This is a genomic window from Nocardia sp. NPDC052316 (assembly GCF_044547795.1).
Lineage (GTDB): Bacteria > Actinomycetota > Actinomycetes > Mycobacteriales > Mycobacteriaceae > Nocardia.
Map to the genome: position 1 here is coordinate 551,533 of NZ_JBIUBB010000004.1, position 15,844 is coordinate 567,376.

Here is a 15,844-nt window from a genome sequence, read left to right on the forward strand (position 1 = left end):
CATGACAGTCAAAACTCTCCAGGATCTGCTGAACGAGGGTGTCGAGGGTCGGGGCGTCCTGGTGCGCTCCGACCTGAACGTCCCCCTCGACGACAACGGTCAGATCACCGATCCCGGTCGCATCATCGCCTCGGTGCCGACGCTGAAAGCGCTGGTCGAGGCCGGTGCGAAGGTGGTCGTCACCGCGCACCTCGGCCGGCCGAAGGGCGAGCCGGACCCGAAGCTCTCGCTGGCGCCGGTCGCCGCGAAGCTCGCCGAAGAGCTCGGCCGCAACGTCCAGCTCGCCGGTGACGTGGTCGGCGGGGACGCGCTCGCGCGCTCCGAGGGGCTGACCGACGGCGATGTGCTCCTGCTGGAGAACATCCGCTTCGATCCGCGCGAGACCAGCAAGGACGACGCGCAGCGGGCCAAGCTCGCCGCCGCGTTGGTCGAGCTGGTCGGCGACGACGGCGCGTTCGTCTCCGACGGTTTCGGTGTGGTGCACCGCAAGCAGGCGTCGGTGTACGACGTGGCGAAGCTGCTGCCGCATTACGCGGGCAAGCTGGTCGCCGCCGAGGTCGAGGTGCTCGCCAAGCTGACCAAGGACACCGAGCGGCCGTACGCGGTCGTGCTCGGCGGTTCCAAGGTCTCCGACAAGCTCGCGGTGATCGAGGCGCTCGCGCCGAAGGTCGACACGCTGGTCATCGGTGGCGGCATGTGCTTCACCTTCCTTGCCGCACAGGGTCTCTCGGTCGGCAGCTCGCTGCTGCAGGAAGAGATGATCGAGACCTGCAAGGGCCTGCTCGATCGGTACGCGGACGTCATTCACCTGCCGCGCGACATCGTGGCGGCGAGCAAGTTCGCCGCCGATGCCGACTCGAAGGTCGTGCCCGCGCACGAGATTCCGGACGGCTGGATGGGTCTGGACATCGGACCGGAATCGACCGACCGGTTCGCGGCGCTGCTGACCGAGGCGAAGACGGTGTTCTGGAACGGCCCGATGGGCGTGTTCGAGTTCGAGAACTTCGCGGCCGGCACCCGCGGCGTGGCCGAGGCCATCGTCACGGCCACCGGCAAGGGTGCGTTCACCGTCGTCGGCGGTGGCGATTCGGCCGCGGCCGTGCGTGCGCTAGAGCTGCCCGAGGACGGTTTCTCGCATATCTCCACCGGCGGCGGCGCGTCGCTGGAGTACCTGGAGGGCAAGGAACTTCCGGGCATCGCAGTGCTGGAAGATTGAGGAGTGCTGTGACGAAGTCCTATGCCAGGAAGCCGCTCATCGCGGGCAACTGGAAGCTGAACCTCAACCACCTCGAGGCGATCGCCCTGGTGCAGAAGATCGCCTTCGCGTTGCCGGAGAAGTACTTCGCCAAGGTGGACGTCGCGGTGCTGCCGCCGTTCACCGATCTGCGCAGCGTGCAGACGCTGGTGGAGGGCGACAAACTGCTGCTCACCTATGGCGCGCAAGACGTTTCGATGCACGACTCGGGCGCCTACACCGGTGAGATCAGTGCCGCGATGCTGGCCAAGCTCGGCTGTACCTTCGTGGCGGTCGGCCACTCCGAGCGGCGGCAGTACCACCACGAGGACGACGCCACCGTGCTCGCCAAGGCCAAGAAGGCGCTCGAGCACGGGCTCACACCGATCGTCTGCATCGGCGAGGGCCTGAACGTCCGCGAGGCGAAGACGCATGTCGAGTACAACCTCGAGCAGCTGCGTGGTTCGCTGAAAGGCCTGACGGCGGAGGAGATCTCGAAGGTCGTCATCGCCTACGAGCCGGTCTGGGCCATCGGCACCGGCAAGGTCGCCACCCCCGCCGACGCGCAGGAAGTCTGCGGCGCGATCCGCGCGGAGCTGGCCGTGCTGGCCTCCCCGGAGGTCGCCGCGGGCGTGCGCGTGCTCTACGGCGGCTCGGTCAACGCCAAGAACGTCGGTGAGCTCGTCGGCCAGACCGATATCGACGGCGCCTTGGTCGGCGGTGCTTCGCTGAAGGGTGACGAGTTCGCCACCCTCTCCGCGATTGCCGCGGGCGGTCCACTGCCGTAACCGTTTTCACCGGAAGAGCCGGGCACCGCGAGAGCGCTGCCCGGCTTTTCTGTGTTGTGCGTGAATCGTCTGTACCCCACCCCGTCTCTCCGGAGTACGGGCATCGGCTGCCGAACTACTCCGCGTGCAGGGTGAGTCCGTTGCCGTTGGCATTGCGGAGGGTGAGGACGTCGGCGTCGACGGTGGCGGTTGTCTTGCCGTCCAACACTTTCAGCACCGCCTGCTCGACCTCCATCACCTCGGGTGAGCACAGCATCTTCGTGGTGCCGACCTGGAAGGTGAGCTCGGTATCGGGACCTGTTGCGCGGCCGGTCATCCGGTTGCAGCCCGCACTGCCGGAGACGCTGCCGTCCTCGGCGATGGTGAGCGTTGGCTTCACCTCATCTATTGTCTGGGAACGCATTTGGGCGTCGGAGGTGACGAGGGCGGTGACGATCCAGGTGGTGCCCTTGATCGGCTTGTCCGGCTTGGCGACCTTCTTGTCCAGCAGGTGCACCGTGAGGTTGTCGTTTTTCAGAGTGAGCTTCGCTCCGTCGAGCTGCCAGCGGGGATCGGAATTCAGTAGCCCGCTGAGCCATTCGTCGGCGCCTTCCCGATCGCCGGGACAGGCCATCAGGGTGCTCGCCAGGCCGGACACGTGCAGCTTGTGGTCGTCGAGCGCGACCACGCCGGAGTGGGAGTTGCAGCCGGCGTCCGCGGTGATCCGGTCGTCCTTGAAGGTGAGCGTCAGCGGTCCGCCGCCGGGAATCGGCGCACCCTCGACCTCGGTGGAGAGGAAGGTGCGGCCGACCAGGCCGGGCTCGGCCGGCTTCGAGTCGGAGTCGCCACTCGAACAGGCAGTGGCCGCGAGTAGTGCCAGGGCAACGATCGGGCCGAACCGCACGAAATTAGCCGCCATGACGGCGATGGTACCGACGTCGTGCGGTTCGGCCGGGTTTTCGGCAGGTCAGACCGGCATGCCGAGAGCCGAAGCGAGGGTCTGGCCGATGACGTTCACGAACGCGGCGAACGCGCCGGGATCGAGGATCTGCAACGGCACATCCCGATTGCTGCAGCCCTGCGGCGCGGGAACACCGTTGAGCCGATCGTTGAGCCACAGCACGGCCGAGCCCGCGCCGGAGACCGCGGCGATGCCGTGCTCGCTGATGATCTCCCTGGTGTAGGCGACCTGGGCGTTCGGGTCCTTACAGTAGGTGTCGTACAGCTTGTTGACCGCGTTGATCGGCATCGCCTCGTCCAGCGGCGCCTCGTAGATGTAGAGCGGGAACGGGGGAGTGCCGCGCCGGCCAAGGGTCATCTCGTCCAGCAGCGGCTGCAGTTCGGGTGCGGTCATCGGATCGCCGCCCGGATAGTTGAACAGGCCCTTGATGTTCACGAACGGGAAGCCCGCGAATTGCAAAGCGACGCACTGGCCTTCGTGGACCACCCGCACCGCCTTGCCGAGCGGGTTCATGTACTGGTCGATGAATCGGTTGAGCTCCGGGTATTCCCGTGCGACACCGAACAATCCGCCGAGTACCGCGCCGCCGAAGGTCGACGTGCCGTTGTTGTAGTCGAGGGTCATGCGCAGGTCGGCCAGCAGGCCACCGACCGCGGAGCCGACCAGGTTGAGCTCCGGCGCGTAGGTGGGTTGCAGCTCGGCCGCGTGCGCGGTCGGGATGGCGCCGCCCGAGTAGCCCCACAGCGCGGTTCGGGTGGCCGCTCCGGGCAGGCCCGCCTGGTCGAAGTTCTCTGCGGCCCGGATCGAATCCAAGGTGATGCGAGCGCCGAGCGGTCCGGCCGCGTAGGCCGCGTTCGGTCCTTGATGGTCGGGCACCACCACGGCGTGGCCGAGTTGCAGCATGGCCTGGACCTCGACGAACTCCGCGGAGATCACCGGGTTCGTCGGATTGGGCAGCGAACCCATCTGCAGTACGTAGGACGGCGCGCAGTTCACCGAGAGCGAGTCCTCGGCGAACTGGAAGGCGACCAGATTCCGGTCCGGGGTGGGCGAGGGGCGGTGCGGCACGATCACGGTGGCGACCGCGGGGATCGGCTCGCCGCGGGTGTTGGTGCTGCGGAAGGACAGCTGCCATGCCCGCACATTGAGCGGGATCAGGAAGAAGTTCGCGAGGTTGACCTGCCGTGCCGCCAAGATATCGCCGGGCTGCGCCGCGGCCACCTTGGCCGGGTCGGGGTTGTAGAAACCCGGGTCGAGGTACGGCGGAGCCGGTGGCAGCGGGAAGGGCAGCGGCGGCGCGACCGCCACCGGCTCGGCCGCTGCGACGCCGACCGTCGCGGGGCACACCGCGAGGGTCAAACCCGCGGTCAGTACCAGGCAAGCGTGTGCGACCACCCTCTTGGTGCCCGTGGCGGTGCCCATCTTCATTCGGAACTCCTCGACATAACGCAGCGCTGCGCGCCGGCTCTCGGGCAGAAAAGAGAGCGATTGTTTCCTAACTGGCGGGTCGACTGTAGAGGGCTGCTCGACGCTGTGTCAACGATCACGCTGACCCGATGACAGCGGGTGCCGGACCGGCGGGGCAGGATGGGTAATCATGACCGGGAGCGCCGAAATATCGCGTCCACGCCGGACGCAGCAGGAACGCCGCGCCGCCACCGTCGCCAAGCTGATCGACGCGACCATCGCCGCGATCGGCGAGGTGGGCTATCAGCGCGCCACCGTGCAGGAGATCTGCGGACGCGCCGGGCTGTCCGTCGGTGCCATGTTCCGGCAGTTCGACAGCAGACTCGACCTGATCGTGCGCACCGCAGAGGAGATCGTCGCGCGGCAGACCGCCGCGTTCACCGAGGTGATGGAACACCTTGGGGATCAAGCGAATCCGCTCGACACCGCACTGCGTTTCCTGCAAGCGGCGCAGTCCGACAACATCACCCACGCGCTGCGCGAGATCTACCTCGCGGCCCGCTCGGACGCCGAGCTGCGGGCCAGGATCGCGCCGACGGTGGAGAACTACTACGACGAGATCGTGGCCGCGGTCGAGCGCACCGGGGTGCTGGGCCGGTATCCGCAGCGGCTGCGTGAGCCGCTGTTCTTCCTTGTGCTGCATCTGTTCTCGGGTCAGGCGGTGGTGCGCGGGGTGTATCAGCGCCCCGAGCTCGACGAAGCGGTCCTGCGGTTGATCGAGGACATGATGCAGACCTACGCCGACACGGTCGACGAGTAGGTCGATCGGATGAGGCTGTGGACGCTGCAGGCGCCCGAGGTGGTCGCCGCGGTGCGCGCGAACGGCTCGTATCGGGCGAGCTGGGAGCTCATCTCGCCGAACCTGCGACCGGGCTTCGAGACCGTCGCTGCCGAAATGACAAGGCGCGGTATCGATTGCGGGGACGCACCGCCGGTCTGGTGCTGGCCGGGCCGTGGTCTGCGTCGGTCCGCCATCCGGCGTACGGCCAATTCGCTGCTGGGAGATCATGAATGGGCGCACGGTAGGTGGTTGCTGAAGCTCGACGTGCCGAATGACCTGACGCTCGCCACCTCGTATGCGGTGTGGACCGACTATCTGGGCTACACCATCGGATGCCTCGACGGTCCCGAACAGATGGACTGGACCGGCAAACTGACCTCGCAGTGGGACGAACTCCAGGTGACCATCCCCGAGCTGCGTCGTGCGTGGATCGTGCGAGCCAGGCCGTATCCGCCGGACTCCGAGACCGCCGCCCGGATCGCCGCCGATCCGCTGCTGCGCGACTTCGGGAAATAACCCGGGCAACACGGCGCGCCGCCGGGCATTAGGATCGGCCGCGTGCACCGATGCTTTCCGATCACACCGCCGCCCGCCTCCTGAGCGAGGTGTAGCAGTCAGCGCGCCACCTGATAGGTGAGTGCGTCTCTTCGGCATTCGTTGTGCACCTCGCTTCCGCGACCCCATCCCTCTCTGTCGCAGGAGCGCGAATCCTTCATGTCCATATCTCTGTTCACGACCGGCCGTTCCGGGCTGGTCTACCTTGTCGGCGCCGGAATGCTCTGGGGCACCGGCGGTTTGCTCGGCACGCTGCTCGGTCGTGCCACCGGATTGTCACCCGTGGCGGTGGCCGCCTGCCGCCTCGCCGTCGGCGGGCTGCTGCTCGTTGCCATACTCGCGCTGGCCCGACGTCCGTGGCCGCGAAATCTGCTGGCCTGGCGCAGGATCGGCGCGGTCGGTGCGCTCGCCGCGACCTTCCAGGCGTGCTATTTCGGGGCGGTAGCGGCATCGTCGGTCAGCGTCGCCACCTTGATCACCATCGGTGCGTCGCCCGTGGTGGTCGCGCTGCTGGAGCAGCTCACCGGCCGCCGTGCCGTCGACCGCAGGCGCGCGGCGACGATCGGGCTCGCACTCGCCGGACTGGCGCTGCTGGTCGGTGTGCCGTCCGATGACCTGGACGCCCCCGGGCTGCTTGCCGGTGCGGCTCTGGCAGTCGCGGCGGCGGGTGCGTTCGCCGCGGTCACTGTCATCAGCGCCCGGCCGATACCGGGGCTGGATGCGATGACCACCACCGGACTCGGATTCACCGGCGGCGCAGTGCTACTCATGCCCCTGGCGCTGACCACCGGTATCACCTTCGAGCCGAACGCAGGCAGCCTCGCCCTGCTCGCCGCCCTCGGACTCGTGCCGACCGCGGTCGCCTACACGCTGTACTTCCGCGGCTTGCCGGCCGCGGGCCCCGGCACCGCCGCGGTCCTCGCGCTGCTCGAACCGCTCACCGGTGCGATCCTCGCGGCGATAGTCCTCGGCGAGCGATTGACCCCGCTGGGCATGATGGGCGGCACGCTACTGACCGCCGCCCTCCTCCTCGCCGCCAACGAGTCACGGCCGAGCGTAGTGCTGTCGCGGGGATCAACTGATTCGTGAGTTCACGGGCAAGTCCGTCGGGCTCGGCGGACTTGCCCAGGACGGCACCGCCGGTCGGCAACGCTGTTCGGAGGACGTGGTCCAGACATGAAGAGGCAAGGAGGCCGGCTCCGGTTCAGCCTGAACGGGGCACCCCGGTCTGTCCTGAATACCCGAGGCGGCGGACGAGCCTAAGCTTCGCTGAGTGATCACTGCCGCCAACGCCACTGTCTCTACCTGGGCACCCCTGCGGTCGAAGGTGTATCGCGCCCTCTGGATCGCGCAATTGGTGTCCAACCTGGGCACCTGGATGCAGACTGTCGGCGCGCAGTGGATTCTGGTGGACGAGCCCAACGCAGCGGCGCTGGTCTCGTTCGTGCAGACGGCGATCACGCTGCCGGTGATGCTGCTGGCTATTCCGTCCGGCGTGATCGCCGACCTGGTCGATCGGCGCAGGCTGCTGTTGGGTGCGCAGTCGACCATGGCGATCCTGGCGACGGTGCTCGCGGTCTCCACGGCAACCGGGCACACCACTCCGGCCGTGCTGCTCACGCTGCTGTTCCTGCTCGGCTGCGGTCAGGCGCTCACCGGGCCCGCGTGGCAGGCGATCCAGCCGGAACTGGTTCCGCGCGAACAGATTCCGTCGGCGGCCGCGCTCGGCAGCATGAGCATCAATATCGGGCGGGCGGTGGGGCCCGCGATCGCGGGTGTGCTGGTCTCGCTGTCCGGGCCGACGCTGGTGTTCGCGCTCAACGCGGTGTCGTTCATCGGCATCGTCGTGGTGCTCGGGGTCTGGCGCAGGCCTGCCGCGGATCGGCAGCTGCCGAGCGAACGCCCGCTGGCCGCGCTGCAGGCCGGGACGCGGTTCATCAAGGCGGCGCCCGCGATCCGTCGGGTGCTGCTGCGCTCGATCCTGTTCATCGCCCCGGCCAGCGCGCTGTGGGCGCTGTTGCCGGTGATCGCGCGGGACGAGCTCGGGTTGTCCTCGTCCGGGTACGGCTTGATGCTCGCCGCGCTCGGCGTCGGCGCGGTGCTCGGTGCCGTCGGCCTGTCGCGGCTGCGCCTGCTGCTCACGCCCACCCAGCGGTTGAGCACGGCCGCCGTCCTGTTCGGCGTCGCGACGGCGGCCGCGGCGGTGCTGCACGTGGTGCCGGTCGTGCTGGTGCTGCTGGTGTTCGCGGGCTTCGCCTGGCTGCTGGCGATGTCGACGATGAACTCCACCATGCAGTTGCTCCTGCCCGCGTGGGTCCGGGCGCGCGGGTTGTCGGTCTATCTGCTGGTCTTCATGGGTGGTCAGGCCATCGGCTCGCTGGCGTGGGGTGTGGTCGCCGGTGCCGCCGGGCCGGTCAAGGCCCTGCTGATCGCCGCGGCACTGCTCGCGCTGTGTGCGGTGAGCACGGTCTGGCTGCCGATCAGTCACAACGCCGAGAACCTCGACCAGACCCCGTCGGCGTTCTGGCCGGAACCGCAGCTCGCGGTCGAACCCGACCCCGCCGACGGCCCCGTCATGGTGTTGCGCACCTACGACGTCCCGCCGGAGAACGTCGAGGAGTTCATCACCGCCATGGCGTTCGTCGGCCGTTCCCGGCAACGCACCGGCGCGATGGAGTGGCGGCTCTACCGCGACGTCGGCGAGCTCGACCGCTACGTCGAGGCGTTCGTCGTGCGCTCGTGGGCCGAACACATGCACCAGCACCAGGTCAGACTCACCGCGCAGGACCAGATCCGCGAGCAGGAGGCGTCGAGATTCACCATCGGCGAAGACCAGGTCACCCACCTGGTCGCGATCCTGCCACCTTAGGATCGACCTTTCCGAGTGCCTGATTCGGTGGGATTCCATCGTCCGCATACACTGTCGGGCATGCGGATGTTCCTCGATATCCTCCTGATCATCACCAGCTTGCTGCTGGTGCTGCTGGTGCTGCTGCACCGCGCCAAGGGTGGAGGTCTGTCCAGCCTGTTCGGCGGTGGTGTGCAGTCCAGCCTCTCCGGCTCGACCGTTGTGGAGAAGAACCTCGACCGAATCACCATTTTCACCGGCGTGGTCTGGGTCATCGCCATCCTCGGCATCGGCTTGGAGATCAAGTTCGCCTGATCAGGCGCGTCACCACACCGGCCGCGATCGTCGCAGCCGCCAGCACCAGGGCGGCGATGACGAACGCGGCCGGATAGCTGTCGCCGATCACCGGCGCCACCACCAACGGACCGAGCATCTGCCCCGCACCATAAACGGCGGTGAGCGGCGCCGCCGCGCCACCATCGGACAACTCACCGCCGATCCGCATCGCCAGCATCACAATGCCGAGGAACGTCGCGCCGAACAGCGCCGCCGCGAGCACGGCGGGCCACACGGCGGTCGAGACGGCGGGCAGCACCGCCGAAACACATTGCGCCACTAGCGCGATCGGCATGGCGATCGCCGGCGCCCAGCGGCGCGCCGCGACACCCCACAGCACCGTGGCCGGCACCGCCGCCACGCCGACCACCACCCAGATCGTCGAGCCGACCACCGGCCCGCGCTGGTTGCTGACCGCGGCGACCAGGAACGTGCCGATCACGATGTAGCCGACACCCTCCAGGAAATAGGCGACGAGCAGCGCCCGCCACGCGCCCCGCGACCGGATGGCGGCCTTGCCCGCACGCCGACCAGGCCGGATATCGAGCCGCAACGCGGGCGCCAGCAACACCGCGGTCAGCACGGCCGAGACCAGCCACATGCTCTGCCAACCCAGGAACGGCCGCACCACCAACACCAGCACCCCGGTGAGCGCGATCCCGAATCCGATTCCGCCGAAGGCGATTCCGGCCGCATCCCGGCTGCTGCCCGGCCGGGCGGCCACCCCGGCGCACGCGACGAAGACGACGGCGCTGGTGACACCGGCGATCAGGCGCAGTGTGGCCGGGAACAGCGTCGGTGCGGGCACCGCCATCAGCACCTCGCTGATGATCAGCAGCGCGGCGGAGATGCGAAAAGTGTTGCGGCTGTTCAGTTCCGGCCAGCGGGTGAGCAGAATGGCGCCGAGAAGATAGCCCGCGTAGTTGGCGGTCGCGATCACCGCGCCGTCGTGGGTGCTGATCCGGTGCGCGTCCACCATGATCGGCAGCAGCGGCGTGTAGACGAAGCGGCCGACGCCCATCGCGGCGGCCAGCCCGGCGGCGGCCGCGAAGGCGGGGGCGAGACCGCTGCGCGGCGGGTGGGTGCGAGTAGCGGTCACTCCAGCGACCGTACGGTCCGTTCCGCCGTCTGTTAAATGCTTTCTGTGCACCATGTATACGCTTGAAGCATGGACGAACGTGCGCGGCCGGAGGGGACCGTTCCGACGGGTGCGGACGATCGGACGAGCGCGACGGGCGGGGAGCAGCGGCCAGGCGGGCATACCCAGCTCGAGTTGCGGCATCTGCGCGCTTACGTCGCACTGTGCGAGGAGTCGAACTACACCCGTGCCGCGGCCCGCCTGCACCTCAGCCAACCCGCGTTGACCAGGACCATGCAGCAGTTGGAGCGGCACCTCGAGTGCAGACTCATCGAACGCACGTCCCGTCGCTTCGTACTGACCGACGAGGGCACCGAACTGCTGACGCATGCTCGGCGGATCCTCGCCGACGTCGACACGGTCGCCGCGCAGCTGCGCGCACGGGCCGCCGTCGAGGTCGGCTTCGCCTGGCTGCTGCCCACCAGCTGGCTCGCGGGCACGCGCCGTCGCTACGAGGCGCTCGGCGGGCGCATCACGCTGCACCGCATCGACGATCCGCTGGCCGCCCTCGAAGCCCGAGCCATCGATATCGCCATATACCGCAGGGAAACGCGGCTGCCGAGCCATCTCGAGTCACGGGTGATCGCCACCGAGCAGCGGCTGCTCGCCGTCGCCGCGAACTCGCCACTGGCGGACGCGAGCGACCTGCGCTGGGCCGATCTCGCCGGTTACCCGCTCGTGGTGAACGTGGTCTCCGGGACCACCCATGCGGGTTCGTGGGAGCAGGGCGACCCGGACCGGCCGATCATCACCTGCCGGAACTTCGACGAATGGATCGAACTCGTCGCCGCGAACCGCGGCATCGGCGGCGTTCCCGCGCTGGCCCGCAGCCGCGCACCGCATCCCGGTGTTGTCTACCTGGATATTCCGGACGCGCCACCGTCGCACGTGTACCTCGCGTGGCATGCCAAGCCCGCGCCCTCCCGTGCGGTGCAACGGTTCTTGGGTGTTGCTTGAGCGTTGTCGGCGAGGGGGAACTGGTGTTGGCGGCCTCTCGGCTGTTGCCTGCATCAGTTCCTCGTGATCATCCGACCAACTTTAGGACGTGCCCGTCGAGGTCGGTGAGGTCGAGCCGGCTGCGTCGGCCTATCGGTGTGTCCCCGGTGGTGCCCTCTCGGTCGCGCGGCGGCTCACCCGTTCCTCGTTGGCCCCGAGGTCAGTCCGCGCGTGGGACGCGCCCGTCGACGTCGGTGAAGCCGTAGGCGTCGGCGAGATCGGCTACCCGCCAGGCTGATCCGGTGCGGGAGCGACGGGCGGGGTCGGTGGCGAGTGCGACGACCGCGCGCCCGGGGAAGCGCGGTGACTCTGCCTCGGCGAGATCGTAGGTACCTTCGCCCGGCAGCGTGACCAACCGCTGACCCTGCGCGTCGGCCGGAACCATTTGCAGCAGTTCGGTATCCACGATGCCGGGCCACAGCGAAACCACCGTGACACCGGTGTCGGCCAGGTTGTGCGCCATGTCGGCGGTCAACCGGTCCAGTGCGGTTTTCGCGACGCCGTATACCGCGTTGTGCATGTACCGCTGCGCACCCGGTGAGGAGATGTTGACGATCAACCCGCCGGATTCGATCAGCAGCGGCGCGGCGAAAGCGCTTGCCACGTAATGCGATCGGACGCCGATATCGAAGGTTTCGTCCCACGCTTTCGGCGGCACCTCCCAGAACGGCTTGCCGAGCCAGCGGGCCGCGGCGGGGGAGTTGTACACGTTGTTCACCAGTACATCCAGGCGCTGATGCGCGTCGCCGATCTGCTGGAACAGTCGCTGCACCGCCTCGTCGTCGTGGTGATCGCAGACGAACGGAACGCCGACCCCGCCCGCCGCGTCGATGGCGGCGGCGGTCTCCTGCACGGTGCCGGGCAGCCGACCCGGGGTGGCCGAGCGTCCGGTGACGTACACCGTCGCACCCGCGGCACCGAGTTCCAGTGCGATGCCCTTGCCGATGCCGCGACTCGCGCCGGTGACGACCGCGATCTTGCCGCTGAGTGCCTCAGGTATTCCGTTCACGACTTCAGGACACTACCGTGAAACGAGAACACGTTCTAGATTTTGGAGGCCGCAGTGGAGATCGCGCATCGGTTCATCACGACCAACGGCGTCCGGATGCACGTCGCCGAGCAGGGCGCGGGGTATCCGGTGATCTTCTGCCACGGCTTTCCACACACCTGGTTCATCTGGCACAACCAGCTGGCCGCGGTCGCCGCGGCCGGGTATCGCGCCATCGCGCCGGACCTGCGCGGTTACGGACAGACCGACGTGCCCGCGGACGTCGAGTCGTACACGAACGAAGCCGTCATCGGTGATCTGCTCGCCCTGCTCGACGACATCGGCGCCGAGCAGGCGGTGTTCGTCGGATTGGATTTCGGCGCGGCCCTGGTGTGGGAGTTGGCATTACGGGCGCCCGAACGCGTGCGCGGCGTCATCGTCCTGAACAATCCTTTCGCCCCACGCCCGCCCCGAGCACCGTCCCAACTGTGGGCAAAGGCGGCCGCGCGACACTTCCTGCATCTGGACTACTTTCAGAAACCGGGCGTGGCCGACGCCGAATTGGCGGCTCGCCCACGAGAATTCCTGGCCAACGTCTACTACTCGCTCAGCGCCGACTACCACTACCTCGACACCTGGCAGTTCCCGGCCGAGGGCACCGGCTACCTCGACGTGCTGCCGACAGCGCCGCCGCTACCGTGGCGCTGGCTCACCGAGGACGAATTCGGCACCCTGGCAGAGGATTTCGAACGCACCGGCTTCACCGGCGGACTGAACTGGTATCGCGCCCTGGACCGCAACTGGGAACTCACCGCCGCCTACGCCGACGCGTCCGTCACCGTCCCCGCCTACTTCATGTACGGCGACCGCGACCCCGACATGGAGGGTTTCAGCGGCCGCGACCCCCTGACCACCCTGCGCACCTACGTCCCTGACCTGCGCGCGGTGACGAAGATCGGCGACGCGGGTCACCTGGTGCAACTGGAACGTGCGTCCGAGGTCGACGCCTTGATCACCAGCCACCTGCGGGAGCTCGTCCCGAACTCGTCCGACGTGCCCGCGTAACCGCGGTCGATGTAGCCGGCGCTGACTGGGCCGTGCTTGCCGCGTCGCGCGTAGCCGCTAGACCTGACCGAGCCCGCGGCGAAACCAATCGCGCACCCGAGGACGCCGAACCGGGCCAGTTCGCCTGACGCGTTGGTTCGGCACCCGGAAATCCCGCCCGCGATCCCGGCACCCCAGGGCATAAATGATTGGCCGCGATCCGCGCGGTTCAGTTGGACGCTGATACTCGACGGAGTGCGTCCAGGGTGGTCTCGGGTGAAGTGTTGAAGCAGAATCGAATTCCGGGGGCCGCGTCGGCTACGACGTTGATGACGCGCTCGAACAGCAGGGTGTGCTCGGGAAGGGCGCGTACCGCGCCGCCGATCATGACGAGGTCGAATCGCTGATCGGCGAGCAGTTTCCGGACTTCCGTTTCGGCTTCGTCGGGTGATGCGCTGACCAGGCATGGGGTGATATCGAATTCGGTATCTCGCAGGGCATCGTTCGCGGCACCAATCCGGGCGGTCAGTTGTGTCTCGTCCAGATCAGGAAGGCGGCTGTAGTCCATCGCATGTGGATGTAGTCCGATGGTCAGCGCCTTGGGGCGGACGACTGGTTCGGTCAATGGCTCTCCTCGATCGAGCAGGGGATCCGCGCTTTCGCATGGGATCATGAGGCCTGATGCGCCAAATAGCTTTGTAAGCAAAGATATCCTGGAGAGGGAGGCATGTCAACGGAGCCTGATCCATCCTTGGACGAGAGCGTTCGCGCCATGGTGCTGCTCATGCCGCGGCTGGTCGGGCGCGCGAAACGCCTGCCGGTTCCCGCAGCCTTGCAATCGTTCGAGCTGGCGCCGCGTCATCTTTCATTGCTGACTTATGTGCTGTTGGACGGTCCCGTGACAGTGAACGAGCTGGCGAAGCGGCTGCAGGTGGCGCCAACGACTGTGAGCCTGATGGTCGCCGACCTCAACCGCCAAGGCGTCGTGAACCGACACACCGACGACAACGACCGGAGACGAACCCTCGTCACCATCGCCGACTCCCACCGACCGGCCGTAGCCGCCTGGCTCGGCGGCGCGGACCGCGGCTGGCGCGCCGCACTGGGCCCGCTCACCGCCGAGGAACGCGCCCTCGTAATAGCGACGCTTCGCGCCTACGAGGAAGCCGTCTCCGAACTCTGAAAGCCCCCGATGCGGCGCCCCTGCTCGATGGCGCGACCGAGCCCAGCCTCTGGGCCGAAGCGTTTGTCGCGAGCTGTGTTAGGGGATCACGCTCAGCTATCGAGTCACCGTGCAAACCGCTTAGCGTCCAACGCCTTCCGTCGGTGCGGCGTTCGTGTCGGTGGGTGCCGCTAATGTTCGATCATGAGTTACAGCCTGAGCGTTTACGTCGTCGAACTGGATAGGGTCAGGGCCGCGATCGGCTCGCGGGACGACAAGCTCCGGCGCATGATCGGCGGCCGGTTCAAAGCCCAGTTGGCGCACGCCGACGACTGGTTCGCCGAGGAGATCGCGAACGGCGCCCCGGCGCGCTACGACGCGGTGCGCGCCGTCATCGACGGCGGCCCGTTCGACGAGGCGTACGGCTTCCAGTACGGCTACGCCTACCAGACGATCTGTCAGTTCTACGGCAGGTTCGTCGACAACCGGTACTTCTCCCCGTTCCGCGGCAGCTGGCTGGAGCAGGTCGACGAGGGCCTCGCCGAGTTGGGCATCAAGGCGATCAGCCTCGCCGACTTCGTCTACCATGCACTGCCCGCCGCCCTACCCCAGCCCGACGAGCTACCCGGTTACGGCGAATGGACGCCGGAGCAGTGCGCGGAAGCCCTGGTGCAATGGGAATCGACGACGCCGAAACAGCGCGAGGACGTCGACCACGAGGTGCTGGCCGCGATCGAATCGTGCATGGAATGGATTCGTGAGGCGCAGGCCCGGCCGGGCTGGGGGATCGCCGGGTTCTTCCTCTGACGGTGGGTGAAGCCGTGACTCAACGGTATTCGTCGGCCAGCTTCGGGTAGTCGGCCCACCGCGGCAGCGGTTGGTACTCGAGGTACGCGGTGAGCCGATCCAGCAGGTACTGCCAGCGGGGGCCGATCGCGCTCGCCTCCGCCGGGCTCACGTGGCGGCGGATCAGCTCGACGTTGGTGACCACACCGACCTGGGTCATCCGAACCTCGAGCAGGCAGCCGTCGACGTGCACGACCAATTCGTGCGGTGCCTGGCAGTGATCGACGCGCACGGCGATCGGTCGCGACACCGGTCCGTCCATCGGTTCGATGGTCAGATTGCCGTGGCCGCCGGACACGGTGCCGAGCCAGCGCGCCAACTGTGCCCGGTCGGTCGCCGCGGACCACACGTCGAGGACCGGTTTGCGGAAGGAACGCAGATAGTGCAGGAGCACCAGATCGCCGTCCGCCGCGCGATCGTGCTCCGGCCGAACCTCACCGAGCATGGACATCATGGTCACCGCCGTGCCCTTCGCCGCTGGTTGTCGTCACCGCCACTGTGTTTCCAGTATTCCCCGGTCGAATCCGAATCGCTGGGATACCGGTGCGGCGCGCCTCGGGGCGGCGATATACGGAAAGTTTGCGGCGACGCGGACTGCGGACGGCGGCGGTGTGACCGCTGTGTGACGAGGTGGTGCGCGCGCAGTAGTCGAGGGCAGGTCAGCAAACCGCCAGCGTGATTGAAAAATAAAGTAGCGCAATACAATACAGCTACCGTGCAG

Annotated in this window: 17 protein-coding genes; 11 read left to right on the forward strand and 6 right to left on the reverse strand. The window is 67.8% G+C overall.

The window, feature by feature from the left end; genetic code table 11:
- Position 1 precedes the first annotated feature (1 nt).
- Both ACIHA7_RS20940 and tpiA read left to right on the forward strand, forming a co-directional pair.
- Positions 2-1,216: a phosphoglycerate kinase gene (locus tag ACIHA7_RS20940; RefSeq protein ID WP_397291891.1), complete on the forward strand. Its 1,215-nt coding sequence runs from the start codon at positions 2-4 to the stop codon at positions 1,214-1,216.
- 8 nt (positions 1,217-1,224) lie between these two features.
- A complete protein-coding gene (gene tpiA / locus ACIHA7_RS20945) occupies positions 1,225-2,022 on the forward strand; it encodes a triose-phosphate isomerase (RefSeq protein WP_397291895.1) in 798 nt (265 codons plus the stop codon).
- A 115-nt stretch (positions 2,023-2,137) separates the two neighbouring features.
- Here tpiA and ACIHA7_RS20950 read toward each other — a convergent pair whose 3' ends face one another.
- On the reverse strand, positions 2,138-2,920 hold the full coding sequence (locus ACIHA7_RS20950) for an META domain-containing protein (protein ID WP_397291899.1): 783 nt from the start codon (positions 2,918-2,920) through the stop codon (positions 2,138-2,140).
- Between the two features lie 48 nt (positions 2,921-2,968).
- The gene (locus ACIHA7_RS20955) at positions 2,969-4,390 is read right to left on the reverse strand and encodes a lipase family protein (RefSeq protein ID WP_397291902.1); all 1,422 of its coding nucleotides are present in this window, start codon (positions 4,388-4,390) and stop codon (positions 2,969-2,971) included.
- A gap of 169 nt (positions 4,391-4,559) precedes the next feature.
- Here ACIHA7_RS20955 and ACIHA7_RS20960 point away from each other — a divergent pair, with 169 nt between their 5' ends.
- The 5 genes from ACIHA7_RS20960 (at position 4,560) to secG (ending at position 8,928) form a co-directional block, all read left to right on the forward strand.
- Positions 4,560-5,189 carry a TetR/AcrR family transcriptional regulator gene (locus tag ACIHA7_RS20960; protein ID WP_397291906.1) on the forward strand — a complete coding sequence of 210 codons (630 nt, stop codon included), beginning with the start codon at positions 4,560-4,562 and terminating at the stop codon, positions 5,187-5,189.
- A 9-nt stretch (positions 5,190-5,198) separates the two neighbouring features.
- Complete coding sequence (locus ACIHA7_RS20965) at positions 5,199-5,726, forward strand: hypothetical protein (RefSeq protein WP_397291909.1); 528 nt, start codon at positions 5,199-5,201, stop codon at positions 5,724-5,726.
- A gap of 198 nt (positions 5,727-5,924) precedes the next feature.
- The gene (locus ACIHA7_RS20970; RefSeq protein ID WP_397291913.1) at positions 5,925-6,854 is read left to right on the forward strand and encodes an EamA family transporter; all 930 of its coding nucleotides are present in this window, start codon (positions 5,925-5,927) and stop codon (positions 6,852-6,854) included.
- Between the two features lie 187 nt (positions 6,855-7,041).
- A complete protein-coding gene (locus ACIHA7_RS20975; protein WP_397293112.1) occupies positions 7,042-8,634 on the forward strand; it encodes an MFS transporter in 1,593 nt (530 codons plus the stop codon).
- A 60-nt stretch (positions 8,635-8,694) separates the two neighbouring features.
- Positions 8,695-8,928, forward strand: a complete 234-nt coding sequence (secG, locus tag ACIHA7_RS20980) for a preprotein translocase subunit SecG (protein WP_397291917.1) — start codon at positions 8,695-8,697, stop codon at positions 8,926-8,928.
- Here the strand turns inward: secG and ACIHA7_RS20985 are convergent.
- Positions 8,915-10,048, reverse strand: coding sequence for a YbfB/YjiJ family MFS transporter (locus tag ACIHA7_RS20985; protein ID WP_397291920.1), 1,134 nt, complete (start codon positions 10,046-10,048; stop codon positions 8,915-8,917). The two genes, secG and ACIHA7_RS20985, sit on opposite strands and share 14 nt — an antisense overlap.
- Before the next feature lie 69 nt (positions 10,049-10,117).
- Here ACIHA7_RS20985 and ACIHA7_RS20990 point away from each other — a divergent pair, with 69 nt between their 5' ends.
- Positions 10,118-11,044 (forward strand): LysR family transcriptional regulator, encoded by a 927-nt coding sequence (locus ACIHA7_RS20990; protein WP_397291922.1) that lies wholly within the window; start codon positions 10,118-10,120, stop codon positions 11,042-11,044.
- Between the two features lie 199 nt (positions 11,045-11,243).
- On the opposite strand, the gene ACIHA7_RS20995 is transcribed toward ACIHA7_RS20990, so the two are convergent.
- Entirely contained in the window at positions 11,244-12,092 is an 849-nt protein-coding gene (locus tag ACIHA7_RS20995; protein ID WP_397291924.1) for an SDR family NAD(P)-dependent oxidoreductase, read from the reverse strand.
- A gap of 54 nt (positions 12,093-12,146) precedes the next feature.
- On the opposite strand from ACIHA7_RS20995, the gene ACIHA7_RS21000 reads away from it, so the two are divergent.
- A complete protein-coding gene (locus ACIHA7_RS21000; protein WP_397291928.1) occupies positions 12,147-13,136 on the forward strand; it encodes an alpha/beta hydrolase in 990 nt (329 codons plus the stop codon).
- A 208-nt stretch (positions 13,137-13,344) separates the two neighbouring features.
- Here ACIHA7_RS21000 and ACIHA7_RS21005 read toward each other — a convergent pair whose 3' ends face one another.
- On the reverse strand, positions 13,345-13,740 hold the full coding sequence (locus ACIHA7_RS21005) for a hypothetical protein (RefSeq protein WP_397291932.1): 396 nt from the start codon (positions 13,738-13,740) through the stop codon (positions 13,345-13,347).
- Between the two features lie 147 nt (positions 13,741-13,887).
- Here ACIHA7_RS21005 and ACIHA7_RS21010 point away from each other — a divergent pair, with 147 nt between their 5' ends.
- Positions 13,888-14,298, forward strand: coding sequence for a MarR family winged helix-turn-helix transcriptional regulator (locus ACIHA7_RS21010; RefSeq protein WP_397291936.1), 411 nt, complete (start codon positions 13,888-13,890; stop codon positions 14,296-14,298).
- Positions 14,299-14,481: 183 nt separating this feature from the next.
- Positions 14,482-15,084 carry a hypothetical protein gene (locus ACIHA7_RS21015; RefSeq protein WP_397291940.1) on the forward strand — a complete coding sequence of 201 codons (603 nt, stop codon included), beginning with the start codon at positions 14,482-14,484 and terminating at the stop codon, positions 15,082-15,084.
- 19 nt (positions 15,085-15,103) lie between these two features.
- On the opposite strand, the gene ACIHA7_RS21020 is transcribed toward ACIHA7_RS21015, so the two are convergent.
- Positions 15,104-15,577: a hypothetical protein gene (locus ACIHA7_RS21020; protein WP_397293113.1), complete on the reverse strand. Its 474-nt coding sequence runs from the start codon at positions 15,575-15,577 to the stop codon at positions 15,104-15,106.
- Positions 15,578-15,844 lie beyond the last annotated feature (267 nt).